Raw genomic sequence first — 15,665 nt, forward strand, 5'->3', positions numbered from 1 at the left:
ACAGGTCCATCGTCTCGTGGACATCATGGTCAGGCCGAAGGGTCAGTCGGGCGGAGCGTGCTCACGAGTGGAGCGTAGGGCAAGCGCTTCAGCCCTCTGTGTCAGTCTCAGCCAGGACCTGTCGAAGAAGCGCAGCGTAGTCCTCTGGCCGCTCGAAGGACGCCCGGTGGCTCGAGGCGGGGAACTCCACCCATGTCTTCTCGGGAGCCTCCAGCTGGTCGAACCATTCTCGTGCCGGTCCGACCCGGCCGCGCGCCTCATGTTCGCCCATGACCACGTAGATCGGGACCTCAAGCCGGGGTGCCTCCTGGCGCAGATCCAGGTCCTGCAGCTGCGGGTACAGCAGTGAGTAGGTGTCCAGCAGGCCGCGGATCGCGTTCACCCGGTCCATGAAGGTGTTCTCCGGCACCCAGATGGTCGCGGTCATCTCGGTGGAGCCGTCGAACTCCGGGTAGGCGTAGATGGCTCGCTCGGTGCCGACGATCGCTGTGTAGTCGAGCATGTCCGAGTACGGCGGAGGGCCCTGCGCCTCCAGCTGCGACTGAAGCTCCTGGTCCCCTGTCACACCCGCCCACTCCAGGCTCTCGTCGTAGAAGATCTGGTCGGTCTCGCGGATGTCGACCATCTGCCCGGTCCCGACGAAGGCCCGATAGCGCTCCGGATGCTGCTGCACCGCCAGCACCCCCGGGAGTGTGCCCCAGGACTGGCCGGTGAGCACGATGCGGTCCTGGTTGAACCGATCGCGCAGGTATTCGGTCACCTCGAGCGTGTCCTGCGTGACCCGCTGCAGCGTCATGTCCTGGACCGGATCGATAGCGGAGTAGGACTTTCCGGTGCCCGGCTGGTCCCAGGTGGCCACCAGGAAGTCCTCTTCCAGGGACGGATCCAGCCGCATCGCCCCCAGGTCGGTGCCTCCCGGCCCGCCGGCAAGGTGTAACAGGAGTGGGTTCTCAGCGCTTGCCCCGCGGATCATCAAGGTCTGCTCCGACCCACCTACCGAAATGGTGACCAGCTCCGCGATGCTCCCCGCGGCTGGGTCGCCGTCGGTGTCGAGGATCGGCGCCGTCGAGGCGGGGCGGGCGATGAGCGCGGCAAGTGCCAAGACCGCCACGCCCACCAGCAGCACCCCGGCCCAGCCCCATTTCGTCATCCGGGCGGCACTCTCGGAGCGGCGGCGCGCTGCGACCTCGACACCGAGACGGCAGCCCAGGACCATGGGCACCAGGACCAGCAGTCCGTGGACGCCGCGCCCGGACACGAAGCCGAGCGCGCCGATGATGGAGTCCAGGCGGATCTCCTCGACGGTGGCCCCGGTGGTGCCGAGCCGGGCGAGCTCGAACACGATCAGGAAGGTCACGGGGGTCACCAGCATGCTCCACCGGCTGCGCAGCAGGGCTCCGGCGAGCATGCCGACCCCGAGAGCGCCGAGCATCGACCACAGCACCTGCGCGGCGCTCAACGGGCCGCGGGGAGTGGCCCAGGCAGCCAACAGCCCGGCTGCGGCCACCAGAAGCACGGCGAAGAACACCGACCGAACGGTGAGGGGCCGGTCGTCCCGAGCACCATGAGCTGGTGGTGCGAGCCGGTCTGCGGCTGCGCTGTCGCGGGGCGCAGGCTGAAGGCCCGGCCCTTCCCCGGCGCGCATGTCACCCATGGCAGACCCTCATCTCTGCACCACGAGTCCGGAACGACCTCGCCAGTACACGATCACCGTACGACCGTGCAGAGGCCACCACCAGTGACCAATGGCCCTGTCCGGCGGTGTCAGCGCACAGCCGGCGAGGCTGGTGACAGCGCGCTCAGCCCTGCGGCGAACCGGTCCAGGATGATCTCCACCAGCTCCTCCGGCGCCTGGGTCGAACCCTGCGGCAGCAGGGAGCTGGTGACCAGATCGGCGCCTGCGCGCTGCAGGAGGTTCTGGAAATACCCCGGGGCCAGCAGATAGCTGATCAGCACGACCCGTCCCTGCGTGGTCTCCCGGGCCTGCGCCACCGCGGTCTTCACCGAGGGCTGCGCGAAGGAGAGGTAGGCGTCCTGGACCGGGTGGCCCAGTCTCGTCTGGAGCCGAGCCGCCATGTCCTGGCAGTCCCGCACGGCCGAGCTGTCCGAGGAGCCGGCGGCGGCGAAGATCAAAGTGTCTCGAACGGGGTCCACCCCGGATTCCTGCATCCGACGCAGCTGCAGATCCACCAGCCGGTCATCGGGGCCCAGCGCGCCGCCGACGGTCACCGGACGGTCCAGGTCGGCGGTGTCCTCCCTGAGGTCCACATTGACGTGGAACCCGGCGGAGAGCAGCAGCGGCACGACGACGGCGGCCAGCTCCTCGGGCAGTGCCGCCAGGCTGGTGGGGACGTCGGGCTGCTGCACATCGACGTGTCCGAGCCTGACCAGATCCTCCTGCCCTCGCGCGGCGGCGACCTCGCGGACCCGGTCCGCGAGCTGCGCGACCAGGCGCTGACCCTCGGGGTTGGACGTGCCGTGGGAGATCGCCAACAGCGCGGCCGTTGTTGGTGCGGCGTGGGTCATCCAGGACACCTCAGACCTTCACCTCGACGAATCCGGCCTCGACGCGCACCGGATAGGACTTCAGCTGCAGCGCCTCATCGCTGAGGCACTGACCGGTGGCCAGGTCGTAGGGCTGCTTATGGATCGGTGAGGCCAATGTGGGCCTGCCAGCCTTGGACCCGACGATACCCCGAGACATCACATTCGCGCGGGCGTAGGGATCCCACTGGGACACCGCGTGCACGGTCTCACCCTGCAGCCGGACCAGTGCGATCTGCGTGCCCTCGACCAGCGCGGCCTCTCCCCACATCGGCTCCAGGTCTGCCACGCGGCACACTCGATGCCAGTCGGGCTCGGCGCGGTGGGTGGGCGTGGCTGAAGGTGTGGTCCCAGGGCTCATCCTCCCAGCGTAGGCCGGACCGGTTTCGCTCGAAACGCCAGTGTGTAAAGGCCTGATGACACTGATCTCACGGGCCCTGAGATCACGATGAGAACTTCGTCACATTGGTGTTACAAATGCGACACCGCGTAGAAACCGCGTGTTCCTAGGCTGAAGCGAACCCTCGACGGTCTGGCGGACCCTGTCGAACACCGAGCACCTCCGCCCGATCGACGTGAAGGCATATCGCACTCATCGTCTACCGCGAAGGTGAACCCCCATGGACGCATCCACACACTCGGCCCCGGCCGGGACCAAGCGGCACATCGCCGTCGTCGGAGGCGGCCCCGCCGCGCACCGGCTGACCGAGGCGATGATCTCCCGAGACCCGGCGGGTCTGCGGATCAGCGTGTTCACCGAGGAGACGTCGGCGCCGTACGACCGGGTGGCGCTGTCCCGGCGCTTCGCGCAGTTCGACGATGAGCTGCTGCTGGGGGACCCGGCGCTCTGGGAGGACCCCCGGGTGGAGCTGCACACCGGCACCGCGGTGACCGAGCTGGATGCGAAGGCCAAGACGCTGCGCACGGCGGCTGGTGAGCTGATCAGCTTCGACGAGCTGGTGCTGGCCACCGGATCCTCCGCGCCGCGCCCCCCGATAGAGGGCAGCGAGCATATCGCGGTCTACCGCACCCTGGACGACGTGGACTGGCTGCGCCTGCGGGCCGCCGAGCTCAGCGCCGAGCTGGGCCGCCCGGCCCGCTGCGCGGTGATCGGCGGTGGTCTGCTCGGCCTGGAGGCCGCCGGAGGGCTGCGCGGCCTCGGCGCCGAGGTCACCGTGGTGCATTCCCGCCCTTGGCTGATGAACGCCCAGGTCGACGAGTACGGCGGTCGCACCCTGAACCGGCTTCTGCAGCAGGAGGGGTACCGGCTGCAACTGGGCCACCGGCCGACCCGCATGGCCGTGGACCCGGAGGCAGGCCCCGATCGCAGCCGCTACACGCTGGAGTTCGCGCAGACCGAAGACCTCCCGGCCGACCTCGTCGTCGCCGCCATCGGCATCACCGCTCGTGACGAGCTCGCCGCCGCGGCAGGACTCGACTGCGCCGAGAGCGGGGGAGTCGTCATCGACGAGACCTGCGCCAGCTCGGCGCCGAACATCTGGGCGATCGGTGAGGTCGCGAGCTACCAGGGCATCTCCATGGGCCTGGTCGCCCCGGCCAACGCCATGGCCGAGGTCGTCGCCGACCGGCTCAGCGGTGGCCAGGCCGCCTTCGTCGGGTTCGACACCGCCGCGAAGCTCAAGCTCGCCGGGATGGACGTAGCCTCCTTCGGCGACGCCTTCGCCGAGACCCCCGGGGCGCTCGAGGTGGTCTACGCCGACGCCGTCGGCGGGATCTACCAGAAGATCGTGGTCACCGACGACGCCACCACCCTGCTCGGCGGGGTCTTCGTCGGCGACGCCAGCCCGTATTCCTCACTGCGCCCGCTGCTGGGCCGGGAGCTCCCCGCCGCCCCCGGCGCCTTCCTCTCCGCCGCCGGCGGGGCAGAGCTGGACCTGGAGCTGCCCGACGACGCCCAGGTCTGCTCCTGCAAGGACATCTGCGCGGGCCAGATCCGGTCCGCCGTCGCCGGGGACGCCACCACACCCGGCTGCACCGATATGGCCGCCATGAAGAGCTGCACCAAGGTCGGCACCCAGTGCGGCTCCTGCATCCCGATGGTGAAGAAGATCATGGAGCGTCAGATGCTCTCCCTGGGGCTGGAGGTCTCCAAGGCGCTGTGTGAGCATTTCGGGCACTCCCGCGCCGAACTCTTCGAAGCCGTGCGCGCCACACAGCTGAGAACCTTCACCGAGATCGTCGAGCGGTTCGGCAGCCCGGCGGACGCGCAGCGCAACCTCGGCTGCGACATCTGCAAGCCCGTGGTGGCCTCGATCCTGGCCGCCCAGCACGGCGCCGAATACATCCTGGAATCGGGCCGCGGCTCGCTGCAGGACACCAACGACCGGGCGCTGGCGAACATGCAGAAGGACGGCAGCTATTCGGTGATGCCGCGGATCCCCGGCGGGGAGATCACCCCGCAGAAGCTGAAGGTCATCGCCGAGGTCGCAGCCGACTTCGATCTCTACACCAAGATCTCCGCCGCGCAGCGGGTGGACATGTTCGGCGCCCGGCTGGAACAGCTGCCGCAGATCTGGCGCAGACTGGTCGACGCCGGCTTTGAATCCGGACAGGCCTACGGCAAGGCGCTGCGCAACGTGAAGTCGTGCGTGGGTTCGAGCTGGTGCCGCTACGGGGTCCAGGACTCGGTGGCCATGGGCATCCGGCTGGAGAACCGGTACCGCGGACTGCGCTCGCCGCACAAGATGAAGTTCGGCGTCTCCGGCTGCGCCCGCGAGTGCGCAGAGGCCCGGGCCAAGGACGTCGGCGTGATCGCCACCAGCGACGGCTGGAACATGTACGTGGGCGGCAACGGCGGGGCCACACCGGCCCACGGCCAGCTGCTGGCCAAGGACCTCGACGACGAGGCGCTGCTGCGCTACATCGACCGCTACGTCATGTACTACGTGCGCACCGCGGATCGGCTCCAGCGCACCGCCCGCTGGATCGAGGAGCTGCCCGGGGGAGTCGAGCATGTCTACGACGTGGTGGTCAAGGACTCGCTGGGCATCGGAGAGGACCTGGAAGCGGCCATGGCCCAGCACGTGGATGGTTACGAGGATGAATGGGCCGCCACGCTGCGCGACCCGGAGCGGCTGCGTCGTTTCCGCAGCTTCGTCAACGCCCCTGACGCCCCCGACACCGGACTGGCCTACGTGCTGGAACGCGGCCAGCGTCGCCCGGCCACCGAGCAGGAGAAGGCCGAGGCCGCCTCCGGAGACGGCCCGGTGCTGCTGACCGGGCCGCGGATTCCGGTGCGCGAAGAGATGGCCCGAGAAGACGCAGCGCATCAGGCGGCAGTGCGGGCGCGGGAGGGTGCTCCGGCCCCCGTCAATATGGCACCGGCGGAGGGAAGCTCATGATGGATCTGGGAGAGGTCACACTGATCGGGGGCGGACCTGGAGCCGCCGACCTGATGACCGTGCGAGCCCGCGACGCGCTGGCGATCGCTGACGTGGTCTTCTACGACCGGCTCGCACCCACCGAGGGGCTGCGCGAATGGGCCCCGGCCGCGGAGCTCTTCGACGTGGGCAAGCGTCCGGGCCATCATCGGGTGACCCAGGAGGACATCCAGTCGATGATGACCGACGCCGCGCGCCGGGGCCGCCGAGTGGTGCGGCTCAAGGGCGGTGACCCGTTCGTCTTCGGACGCGGCTGCGAGGAGGTCGCCGCCTGCCGCGACGCCGGCATCCCGGTGACAGTGGTCCCGGGCATCACCTCGGCGATCGCGGTGCCCGCCGCGGCCGGCATCCCGGTGACCGCCCGCAACGTCTCGAAGTCCTTCACCGTGATCTCCGGACACGACCCGCTCGGGGAGCAGGAGCTCGCCGGGCTGGCCGCGCTGGGCGGCACCGCGGTGATCCTGATGGGCGTGGGCACGCTGGGACACACCATGACCGGGCTGCAGCGCCACGGGCTCACCCGGGATACCCCGGTGGGCATCGTGGAGCGCGGCTTCAGCCCCGACCAGCGGGTGCTCATCGCACCCCTGGGCGAAATCCTCGGCGTCGCGGCCGAGGCCAGGCTGCGCTCGCCGGCGGTGCTGGTCATCGGGGAGGTGGTCCGGCTGGCCGCGACCGAGCCCTGCTCCGGTGAGGCGCGCACCGACACCGACTCCTCCCCGGCGGTCGCTGGGGAACAGGTCATCCGCGCCATGGCCGGGGCGGTGCTCTGATGACCACGGTGAGCTCCTCCAGCGCCTCGATGCCCGCCGGTCCCGCTGGGGAGGCCACGGCCTCCGTGCCGCAGACCCTGGCGGGCTTCCGGATCGGGGTCACCTCGGACCGACGCAGCGAGGACCTGATCTGCGCCTTCCGACGTCGCGGGGCCGAGGTGATGCATGCCCCTGCGCTGCGGATCGTCGCGCTGACCGAATCCGTGACCCTGCAGCAGGACACCCGCAGGGTGATCGAGGCCGCACCGGACTTCGCGATCATCACCACCGCCTACGGGATGCGCCGCTGGTCCGAGGCGGCCGACACCTACGGGCTGAGCACCGAGCTCTTCGAGACCCTGGAGAAGGCCACGATCCTGGTCCGCGGTCCCAAGGCGCGCGGCGCGGTCCGGGCGGCAGGGCTCGACGACGACGGCTCCGCCGAGGACGAGCGCACCGCCACCGTGGTGGAGATGCTGCTGACCCGGGACGTGCGGGACAAGACCGTGGCGCTGCAGCAGCACGGGGCCAGTGATGACTCCCAGATCCACCGGCTGAAGGCGGCCGGCGCCACGGTGGTCACCGTGCTGCCCTATACCTGGACCAAGCCCGATGAGGATTCAGACCTGCTGCGCATGATCGACGCCGTGATCGAACGCCAGCTCGATCTGGTCACCTTCACCGCCGCCCCGGCCGTGGAGGCGTTCCTCTCGGTGGCCCGGCAGTACGGCAGGTTCGAGGCGCTGGTGGCCGCGCTGCGCGGAGACGTGGTCTCGGTGGCGGTGGGCGCCGTGACCGCTGGACCGCTCTACGACGCCGGGCTCAGCCCGATCATCCCCTCCCGCTGGCGTCTGGGCGCGATGATCAAGCTGGTCTGCGACCACCTGGAGGAGCACCAGACGCTGCGGATCTCCACCCGGCACGGCCCGGTGGAGTTGCGCGGCTCCGAGGTGCGGGTGCCGCAGGTCACCGACGAAGCGGTGCGTCTGCCGCCGGGCCCGCTGTCCTTGATGCGAGCGCTGGTCAAGGCCGAGGGGGCGGTGCTCTCCCGCGACCATCTGATGCAGGTGCTGGGCCAGTGCGATTCGGAGCACGCCCTGGAGATGTGGGTCTCCCGGCTGCGCAAGTCGCTGCCGGTCACCGGACTGGTGAGCACCGTGGTCAAGCGCGGGTACCGGCTTGCGGTCTGAGCGGCCGACCTGCCGGTCCGCCCCGCGGTGCTCAGGCGTGCACCGCTTTGGGCAGCTGTTCGGGGGTCTCGGCGGCGAGCACCTGCTCGATGCGCACGTGGCAGGTGCCGCAGCCGGTGCCGGCCCGGCAGGCTGCCCCGACCTCCTCCACGGTGCCGGCGCAGGCGGCGGCATCCTGCACCTGGGCCAGGGTGGCCCCGGCGCAGCGACACAGCACATCCTGCGGGCCCAGCTGGGCCTCACGGGTGGCGTGCTCGGCGGCCAGCAGTGCGGTGCGGTCGGTCACCGGGAGTGTGCCGCGTCCGGCATGCATGGCCAGCTCGGCGGCCGAGCGCGGCATGCCCACCGAGACGAACCCGAGCATCCGGTCCGCCTCTGAGACGATGCGCAGGTACTGGCCACCCTTGGGGTCTGACCAGGTGGACACGGTGGGCGACTCGGGGTCCCAGGGGTCCACGTCGGTGCTTCCGGCGCAGGCGACGTTGAGCGTGTGGGACTTCAGCAGGATCACGTCCAGCCCGGTCCGGGCCTCCAGGTGCACCGGGGCGCCGGCGGCATCGCGTTCGAGCGCCTGCTCCAGCTCGAGGTCCTCGCGCAGGGCCCGGGCGGCGGTCGCGGCGTGCTCCCAGCCCGGGGTGATCAGTCCTGCGGAGACCTTCCCGTCCACGGTGGCGCAGTCACCGATCGCGTAGATCCGCGGGTCGGTGACGCTGCGGCATGCCCGATCGGTGAGCACCCCCCAACGGGTCAGGAGGCCGGCCGCCGCGGCGAGCCGGTCCCGAGCGCGGACTCCGATGCAGGTGACCAGCAGCGAGGCGGACAGCTTCTCTCCCAGGGAGGTTCGCACGGCGCACAGGCTGCCGGATTCGGCGATGACTGTGGTGATGTCTGCCGCCGCCCGCATCTGGACCCCGGCGTGGATCAGCTCGCGGCGCAGCAGCATCCCGGCATCGGTGTCCATCTGCCGACTCATCGGCACGTTGCCGCGGTGGACCAGGGTCACCGGGGCGCCGACCTCAGCGATGGCCAGCGCGGCTTCGACGCCGAGCACGCCTCCACCGAGCACGATCACCGGCTCGCCGCGACGCACGACCTCGGCCAGGCGCAGCGCATCACCCATCTCGCGCAGCGCCAGGATCCCCTCCGGCAGTCCGCTGGGTCTGACCTCCGCGTCGATGGATCCCCCGCGTCGGGACTCCACCTCGAAGCTGGGCGTCAGCGGCTCCGCACCGGTGGCCAGCACCAGCCGGTCGTAGGAGAGCGTGCCGCCGTCCTCGAGCGTCACCTGGCGGTGCTCTCGGTCGATTTCGGTGGCGGACACCGCCGTGCGCACCTCGACGCCGGCCGCACGCAGGGTCTCAAGGTCGGTCAGCGCGAGGTCGGCCGGCCGGATCCGGCCCACGGAGACGTCTCCGATGCGGATGCGCTGATAGGCCGGGTCGGTCTCGGCCCCGATCACGGTCAGGCGCAGCCTTCCTGCGGTGACCTCCCCGAGGAGCTCATCGATGAGTCGGGCCGCGACCGGGCCGAAGCCGAGCACCAGCAGGTGCGGAATTCTCTGGCTCATGCGGCGGCCTCCAGAGCTGTGGCGGGGCGGATCCGCACCGGGGTGTTCTTGAACTCCGGCATCTTCGAATCCGGGTCGGTCAGGCCCCGGGTGAGCAGGTTGGCGGCACCTCGGCCGCCGAAGTGGAAGGGTGAGAAGATTGTGTCCGCGCGGATCCCGGCATCGAGGACGACCTTCGCGGTCAGTGCTCCCTGGGCGTTCTCCACCACGGCCAAGCCGTGCTCGGTCAGCCCGAACTGGCGCGCGGTGGCCGGGTGGACCTGAACCGTCACCTGCGGGTGCGCGGCGTCCAGGGCCGGCACCCGCCGGGTCTGGTTGCCCGACTGATAGTGCTCCATGAGCCGGCCCGTGGTGAAGGTCAGTTCCGCTGCGCCCGGCGCCGCCTGGCCGCGCGGTCGGATTCCACGCAGCGCCGCCCGGCCATCGGGGTGCGCGAAGCGCGAGGTGAACATTCGAGGGGTCCCGATGATCGGCTCCCCGGTGCTGGTGAGCTCGGGCCCACCCGGCCTGCCGGTGTCTGCGGATGGTTCACCGGTCGTCGGGTGCGGCCAGTAGCCTGCGTGGCCGGTGTCCAACAGCTCCCAGCTCATGGCGGAGTAGTCGGCGCTCGCTCCTGCGGTGGCCCGGCGGATCTCTTCGAACACCTCAGCCGGGTCGGTGGGGAAGCCGGTGGGGGTTCCGAGTCGGCGGGCCAGCTCGGCGAAGATCCATAGTTCGGAACGAGAGCCCGGGGGCGGGTCCACCGCCCGACGGCGGCGCAGCAGCCGGCCTTCGAGGCTGGTCATGGTGCCCTCTTCCTCGGCCCACTGCAGGACCGGCAGGACGACGTCGGCCTCGGCGGCCGTCTCGGAGAGGAAGAAGTCGGCCACTACCAGAAGGTCCAGTGCGCGCAGGTTCTGCAGCACCCGGGAGCTGTCCGGCGCGGAGACCGCCACGTTCGAGCCATGCACTAGCAGGGCGCGGATCCCTTCAGGCCCCTTCTCGGTCCGAGTCCCCATGGTGTGCAGCAGCTGGGTGGCTGGGGTCCCGGGGCCGGGGATCGAATCCGGGGCCACGCCCCAGACCTCGGCGATGTGCGCCCGGTCGGTGGGCGAGGTGATCGAGCGCAGGCCAGGGAGCTGATCAGACTTCTGTCCCAGTTCACGGCCGCCCTGCCCGTTGCCCTGCCCGGTCAGGGTCCCGTAGCCGCCACGGCCGCCGGGCAGACCCAGGATCAGCGCGAGGCTGATCGCCGCCCGGGCGGTGTCGGTGCCGTCGCGGTGCTGCTCCACTCCGCGCCCGGTCAGGATGAACACCGGGTCCCCGCCGTGGCGGGCGCGCACGGCGGCCGAGCCCAGTCGGCGAGCGATGAAGCGGATCTGGTCCGCGCCGACGCCGGTGGCGGCCTGAGCCCGCTCGGGCCACCACGCGGCGGTGGACCTGCGGAACTCCTCGGTGCCGCTGACCCGCTGCGCGAGGTAGCGCTGATCGGTGTAACCCTCCTCGAAGAGCACGTTGGCCAGCGCGAGCAGCAGCACCAGGTCCCCGCCGGGCGCCGGGGCCACATGTAAGCCGGCACCCTCGGCGGTGAGCTCAGCGGTGGTGCTGCGCCGCGGGTCCACCACGATCAGCCCGCCCTTGGACCGGGCCCCTTCGAGGTGCTGCACGAACGGCGGCATGGTGTCTGCCACGTTGGAGCCCAGCAGCAGGACCGTGCAGGCGGCGTCGAGATCCGTGAGTGGAAACGGCAGTCCGCGGTCGAGTCCGAAGACCTCGGTGGAGGCCTTGGCCGCCGAAGACATGCAGAACCTGCCGTTGTAGTCGATCTGGGCGGTCCCCAGCGCGACTCGGGCGAACTTCCCCAGCGCATAGGTCTTCTCATTGGTCAGGCTGCCGGAGCCGAACACCCCGACCGCGTCCCGGCCGTGGGCGGCCTGGATGCTGCGCAGCCGGTCCGCGATGTGATCCAGCGCCTCCTCCCAGGAGGCCTCGCGAAATCCGCGCTCACCCTCGTCGTCGGTCTCTGCGATCAAGGGGGAGCGGAGCCGGTCGTGGCGGGAGCTCAGCAGCTCCGCGGCGGTGCTGCCCTTGCGGCACAGTCGCCCCCGGTTGGTCGGGAACTCCGCGCCCTGGACCGTGATCTCTGGAGAGGCCGGCCCGGCGCCGTCCACCGTCACCGCGCCGTTGGGTCTCTCGGTGATCTGCAGCGTCATGGCGCACTGCAGTGCGCAGTAGGGGCAGTGGGTCCCGACCTCGCGGGTGGTCTTGTGCGCCGGCATCAGACGTTGGCGCGAGCGAAGACGGTGCCGGGGCGCATGTAGACGAACCAGGTCAGTCCGGCCAGGGCGATGTAGCCGGCGGCGAAGACCCAGAAGGCGATGTCGAAGGATCCGGTGGACTCGTTGGAGATCCGCAGGATCTGTGGAATCGCGAACCCGCCGTAGGCCCCGATCGAGCCGATCAGACCCAGCGCCGAGGAGGCCTTGCGCTCGTGCCCCACCCGGTCGGCCGGGTCGACCGAGAGCTTGAAGACCACCGGGATCATCCGGTAGCTGGACCCGTTGGCCACGCCGGTGAGCGTGAACAGCGCCAGGAACAGCAGCAGGTAGATCCAGAAGTTCGCCATCGAGAGCGTCAGCACCACGGCAGCGGTGACGCCCGCCATGGCCAGGAAGCTGGTGATGGTCACCCGGGCGCCGCCGATCCGGTCGGCGAGCTTGCCGCCATAAGGTCGGGCCAGGGAGCCCACCAGTGGGCCGAGGAAGGCCAGCGAGAGCGCGGCGCCGAGGACCTGGATGCTGGAGAACTCGGGGAACTGGATGTTGATCAGGGTCGGGAACACCGAGCCGAAGCCCATGAAGGAGCCGAAGGTGCCGATGTAGATCAGCGAGATGATCCACAGATGCTTCTCCTTCAGCGCCGAGAGCGAGCCTTTGAGGTCGTTCTTGGCGTGGGAGAGGTTATGCATGTACTTCCGCGCACCCCAGGCGGCGAGCAGGATGAACGGGATCCAGAACAGCCCGGCGGCGGGCAGGTTCGGCTGCAGCGCGCCGAAGGCGAATGCGGTGACCACGATCGGCACGGTGAACTGGGCGACGGCGACCCCGAGGTTGCCGCCGGCGGCGTTGACGCCCAGCGCCGCGCCCTTCTCCCTGGCCGGATAGAAGTAGGTGATGTTGGCCATCGAGGAGGAGAAGTTGCCGCCGCCGAACCCGGCTGCCGCCGCGATGGCGAACAGCGCCCAGTTCGGGGTCTCCGGGTTCCCCAGGGTCAGCGCCATCGCCACGGTGGGGATCAGCAGCAGCAGCGCGGAGATGATGGTCCAGTTGCGTCCGCCGATCATCGCCACCATGAAGCTGTAGGGGACCCGCAGCGTTGCTCCCACCAGCGGTGGCAGCGACACCAGCCAGAACTGCTCGGAGGTGGTCAGATCGAAGCCGACCAGGGGCAGGAAGACCACCGTGACCGACCAGAGCTGCCATACGGCGAACCCGAGGAATTCGCAGAACACGCTCCAGATCAGGTTCCGCCGTGCCGTCGGGCGGCCAGGCCCCTCCCAGAATTCGGCGTTCTCCGGCTGCCAGTTGGTGATCCAGCGACCCTCTTCGACGACCAGCCGGTCGGTCGGCGCGGCGGTCTCGGCGGTCGGACTGTGGTGTTCAGCCGTGGCGGTGGAGCTCTGGGGGTTCATCGCGATGTCCTGCTTCCTGGCGTCTCGCGGGGCTGGGCCGCACGGTGACCCTTCGGGGTCCGGTGGTCCGGTGATGGTGCTCCCACTCTGACAAGACCGTGTTTCCGACAGTGGAGCGGGGAGTTTCGGCTGCGATAAACCAGGCTCATACTCCGCGCCGGGCGCTGTGAGGTTTTTCGAGCTCGCCCCCTCGGTCCCTGTAAGCTGGCGGCCGTGAGCACTCAGTCCTTTGACCCGTGGAGCAGCGGGACGCGCGCCTACCGGGTCACCCTGGTCCTGGGCATGGCCTCCACCGCCGTGGGCGTGATCCTGGTGGTGCTGGCGGCGCTGCTCGATGCCGAGGAGATGACCGGCGCGCTGCAGCGCACCGGTCTGGTCTTCCTGGGCGCCGGAATCCTGAGCCACCTGATCGCCATCGGACTGCGCCGACGCCAGGCCGCCCAGATCCTCTCCCGCCGAGCGAAGGACGACTGAATGATCAACCCAGAACGCCAGGGCCACCAGTACCCTCCCGCCGCGCCGTTCCAGGTCAGCCGCGAGGCGATCCGCGAGTTCGCGCTCGCCGTGCAGGCCGAGCACCCGGCGCACCACGACGTCGAGGCCGCCCGGGAGCTGGGTCACCGCGATCTGGTCGCACCGCCGAGCTTCGCGGTGGTCATCGCACAGCGCGCCGAGGCGGCCGTGGTGAACGACGCCGAGGCCGGCATCGACTTCTCCCGCGTGGTCCACGCCGAGGAGCGCTTCACCCACCACAGCCCGATCCTGGCCGGAGACACGCTGAGCTCCCAGGTCACCCTGGAACGGATCCGCACCATGGGTGCCGGCGCGATGGTCACCACAGTGGTGCAGATCAGCGCCGAGGACGGGTCTGCGCGGACCACCGTGACCTCCAGCCTGCTGGTCCGCAACTCAGGAGATGACACATGAGCACGCCGGTCTTCGAAGAGCTCGAGAAGGGCCAGCAGATCGGGACCCGTGAGCTGAGCTTCTCCCGCGCGGACCTGATCCGCTACGCCGCCGCCTCCGGCGACCACAACCCGATCCACTGGAACGACCGCTTCGCCCGGGAGGTCGGGCTCGACGGGGTCATCGCCCACGGCATGCTCACCATGGGATCAGCCGTGGACCTGGTCAGCGTGTGGGCGGGCGACCCGGGTGCCATCGTGGACTATCAGTCCCGGTTCACCAAGCCGGTCCCGGTCCCGGATGCGGCCTCGGGGTCCCCGGAGACCCCGACCGCGCGGCTGCAGCTCAGCGGCAAGATCGGCGCGGTGGACGCCGAGCAGCGCCGGGTCCGGATCGATCTGAGCGTGGAGCTGCTGACCGAACCGGCCGCCGAGGAGGAACCGGGTAGGGGAGCGCACCCAGACCCGGTCCGCACCAAGGTGCTCGCGAAGTCCCAGGCCGTGGTGCAGCTCTAGGACCTCGCCGCGTTCCAGGCCTGGCGCTGTCCCGTGCCGTCTGGAATGCTGAGGCAGCTGCGGGTCTGCCGGGCGGACACGCCGTCAAGCTCTCGCACCGCTGACATAGGGCGGGGACACAGCCTCACCGTATACTCGCGGAAACCGCCTGATGTCGGTTTCTGCTGATCAACCTAAGGATCCCAACATGCCCATGCACAAGACCGCGGCCAAGGCCGTAGGCGCCTCCGCGCTGGCAGCACTTCTGCTGACCGCCTGCGGCGACAGTGAAGAAGGTGGCGAAAGCCTCGAGGCCGAGCCGCAGAACGAGATCACCGTGGATCTCGATCTCGGCGAGGTCGAGCTGAACAACGAGGGCACCCTGCAGGTCTGCTCCGACGTTCCCTACCCGCCCTTCGAGTACTACGACGAGGACGGCGCCGTCGTCGGCTTCGACATCGACATCGCCGAGGTCATCGCCGGCGCGCTGGACGCGGAGCTGGAGGTCGTGCAGACCGGCTTCGAAGGCATCCAATCCGGGGTGGCGCTTGACGCCGGCACCTGTGACCTGGCGATCTCCGGCATGTCCATCACCGAGGCGCGCGCGGGCAACATGCTCTTCTCCGAGCCCTACCTCGATGACAACCTGGGCCTGCTCGCCGTCACCGAGGCCGACGTCAGCTCACTCGACGACCTCGAGGGCCTCACCGTGGGGGTGCAGACCGAGACCACGGGCTCCGACTTCGCCGAGGAGCAGGGCTATGAGGTGCGCGAGTACTCCGATTCCGGCCTGCTGATCCAGGGCCTGGAATCCGGCCAGGTGGAGGCTGCCATCGGCAACATCTCCATCCTGGGCTACCAGGCCGGCGAATCTGACACGGCGGAGTTCATCGAGGAGATCGACACCGGCGAGCAGCTCGGGATCGCCGTGGCGACCGGCAACGATCAGCTGATCGACGCGGTCAACCAGGTCCTTGCCGAGCTGGACGCCTCCGGCGGCATGGAAGAGCTCGAGGACCGCTGGTTCCGCGAGGGTGACACCCCCGAAGAGGGCGAAGGTGCCGAGGACGAGGCTTCCGACGAGGCTTCTGAGGAGGAGCCCGCCGAGGACGCCGCCACCGAAGACGAGGGTGACGAATAA

The 15,665-nt window shown here is 69.9% G+C and carries 13 protein-coding genes; 7 read left to right on the forward strand and 6 right to left on the reverse strand.

Features of this window, described 5'->3' with window-relative positions; translation table 11 throughout:
- Nucleotides 1–88 precede the first annotated feature (88 nt).
- The 3 genes from EV640_RS08935 to nirD all read right to left on the reverse strand — a co-directional run bounded on the left by EV640_RS08935 (nucleotide 89) and on the right by nirD (nucleotide 2,905).
- Complete coding sequence (locus EV640_RS08935; protein ID WP_036473504.1) at nucleotides 89–1,528, reverse strand: alpha/beta fold hydrolase; 1,440 nt, start codon at nucleotides 1,526–1,528, stop codon at nucleotides 89–91.
- Nucleotides 1,529–1,764: 236 nt separating this feature from the next.
- Entirely contained in the window at nucleotides 1,765–2,526 is a 762-nt protein-coding gene (locus EV640_RS08940) for a sirohydrochlorin chelatase (RefSeq protein ID WP_036473507.1), read from the reverse strand.
- 10 nt (nucleotides 2,527–2,536) lie between these two features.
- Nucleotides 2,537–2,905 carry a nitrite reductase small subunit NirD gene (gene nirD, locus EV640_RS08945; RefSeq protein ID WP_051500769.1) on the reverse strand — a complete coding sequence of 123 codons (369 nt, stop codon included), beginning with the start codon at nucleotides 2,903–2,905 and terminating at the stop codon, nucleotides 2,537–2,539.
- Between the two features lie 259 nt (nucleotides 2,906–3,164).
- Between nirD and nirB the strand changes: the two genes are divergently transcribed.
- Genes nirB through EV640_RS08960 form a run of 3 tightly spaced genes read left to right on the forward strand, consistent with a single transcriptional unit; the run spans nucleotide 3,165 to nucleotide 7,887 of the window.
- The gene (gene nirB / locus EV640_RS08950; RefSeq protein WP_084479286.1) at nucleotides 3,165–5,906 is read left to right on the forward strand and encodes a nitrite reductase large subunit NirB; all 2,742 of its coding nucleotides are present in this window, start codon (nucleotides 3,165–3,167) and stop codon (nucleotides 5,904–5,906) included.
- Nucleotides 5,903–6,718, forward strand: coding sequence for a uroporphyrinogen-III C-methyltransferase (gene cobA, locus EV640_RS08955; protein ID WP_133726307.1), 816 nt, complete (start codon nucleotides 5,903–5,905; stop codon nucleotides 6,716–6,718). The genes nirB and cobA overlap by 4 nt, the downstream gene beginning before the upstream one ends.
- A complete protein-coding gene (locus EV640_RS08960; protein ID WP_084479287.1) occupies nucleotides 6,718–7,887 on the forward strand; it encodes a uroporphyrinogen-III synthase in 1,170 nt (389 codons plus the stop codon). The genes cobA and EV640_RS08960 overlap by 1 nt, the downstream gene beginning before the upstream one ends.
- Before the next feature lie 31 nt (nucleotides 7,888–7,918).
- Here the strand turns inward: EV640_RS08960 and EV640_RS08965 are convergent, their stop codons facing one another.
- From EV640_RS08965 to EV640_RS08975, 3 genes are read right to left on the reverse strand one after another with little or no spacing between them, the layout of a single operon-like run.
- A complete protein-coding gene (locus tag EV640_RS08965) occupies nucleotides 7,919–9,454 on the reverse strand; it encodes an FAD-dependent oxidoreductase (RefSeq protein WP_133726308.1) in 1,536 nt (511 codons plus the stop codon).
- Nucleotides 9,451–11,712: a molybdopterin oxidoreductase family protein gene (locus EV640_RS08970; RefSeq protein WP_036473206.1), complete on the reverse strand. Its 2,262-nt coding sequence runs from the start codon at nucleotides 11,710–11,712 to the stop codon at nucleotides 9,451–9,453. The genes EV640_RS08965 and EV640_RS08970 overlap by 4 nt, the downstream gene beginning before the upstream one ends.
- Nucleotides 11,712–13,124 (reverse strand): MFS transporter, encoded by a 1,413-nt coding sequence (locus tag EV640_RS08975; protein WP_133726309.1) that lies wholly within the window; start codon nucleotides 13,122–13,124, stop codon nucleotides 11,712–11,714. The genes EV640_RS08970 and EV640_RS08975 overlap by 1 nt, the downstream gene beginning before the upstream one ends.
- Nucleotides 13,125–13,337: 213 nt before the next feature.
- On the opposite strand from EV640_RS08975, the gene EV640_RS08980 reads away from it, so the two are divergent.
- The 4 genes from EV640_RS08980 (at nucleotide 13,338) to EV640_RS08995 (ending at nucleotide 15,665) form a co-directional block, all read left to right on the forward strand.
- A complete protein-coding gene (locus tag EV640_RS08980; protein WP_036473208.1) occupies nucleotides 13,338–13,598 on the forward strand; it encodes a hypothetical protein in 261 nt (86 codons plus the stop codon).
- Nucleotides 13,599–14,051 carry an FAS1-like dehydratase domain-containing protein gene (locus tag EV640_RS08985; RefSeq protein WP_133726310.1) on the forward strand — a complete coding sequence of 151 codons (453 nt, stop codon included), beginning with the start codon at nucleotides 13,599–13,601 and terminating at the stop codon, nucleotides 14,049–14,051.
- Nucleotides 14,048–14,545 carry a MaoC/PaaZ C-terminal domain-containing protein gene (locus EV640_RS08990; RefSeq protein ID WP_036473211.1) on the forward strand — a complete coding sequence of 166 codons (498 nt, stop codon included), beginning with the start codon at nucleotides 14,048–14,050 and terminating at the stop codon, nucleotides 14,543–14,545. The genes EV640_RS08985 and EV640_RS08990 overlap by 4 nt, the downstream gene beginning before the upstream one ends.
- Nucleotides 14,546–14,732: 187 nt before the next feature.
- On the forward strand, nucleotides 14,733–15,665 hold the full coding sequence (locus EV640_RS08995; protein WP_133726311.1) for an ABC transporter substrate-binding protein: 933 nt from the start codon (nucleotides 14,733–14,735) through the stop codon (nucleotides 15,663–15,665).

This window comes from Nesterenkonia aurantiaca (assembly GCF_004364585.1).
Lineage (GTDB): Bacteria > Actinomycetota > Actinomycetes > Actinomycetales > Micrococcaceae > Nesterenkonia > Nesterenkonia aurantiaca.

Coding starts and splice junctions, on each gene's coding strand:
- EV640_RS08940 (WP_036473507.1), bottom strand. CDS start 2,526: ATGACCCACGCCGCACCAACAACGGCCGCGCTGTTGGCGATCTCCCAC.
- nirD (WP_051500769.1), bottom strand. CDS start 2,905: ATGAGCCCTGGGACCACACCTTCAGCCACGCCCACCCACCGCGCCGAG.
- nirB (WP_084479286.1), top strand. CDS start 3,165: ATGGACGCATCCACACACTCGGCCCCGGCCGGGACCAAGCGGCACATC.
- cobA (WP_133726307.1), top strand. CDS start 5,903: ATGATGGATCTGGGAGAGGTCACACTGATCGGGGGCGGACCTGGAGCC.
- EV640_RS08960 (WP_084479287.1), top strand. CDS start 6,718: ATGACCACGGTGAGCTCCTCCAGCGCCTCGATGCCCGCCGGTCCCGCT.
- EV640_RS08965 (WP_133726308.1), bottom strand. CDS start 9,454: ATGAGCCAGAGAATTCCGCACCTGCTGGTGCTCGGCTTCGGCCCGGTC.
- EV640_RS08970 (WP_036473206.1), bottom strand. CDS start 11,712: ATGCCGGCGCACAAGACCACCCGCGAGGTCGGGACCCACTGCCCCTAC.
- EV640_RS08975 (WP_133726309.1), bottom strand. CDS start 13,124: ATGAACCCCCAGAGCTCCACCGCCACGGCTGAACACCACAGTCCGACC.
- EV640_RS08985 (WP_133726310.1), top strand. CDS start 13,599: ATGATCAACCCAGAACGCCAGGGCCACCAGTACCCTCCCGCCGCGCCG.
- EV640_RS08990 (WP_036473211.1), top strand. CDS start 14,048: ATGAGCACGCCGGTCTTCGAAGAGCTCGAGAAGGGCCAGCAGATCGGG.
- EV640_RS08995 (WP_133726311.1), top strand. CDS start 14,733: ATGCCCATGCACAAGACCGCGGCCAAGGCCGTAGGCGCCTCCGCGCTG.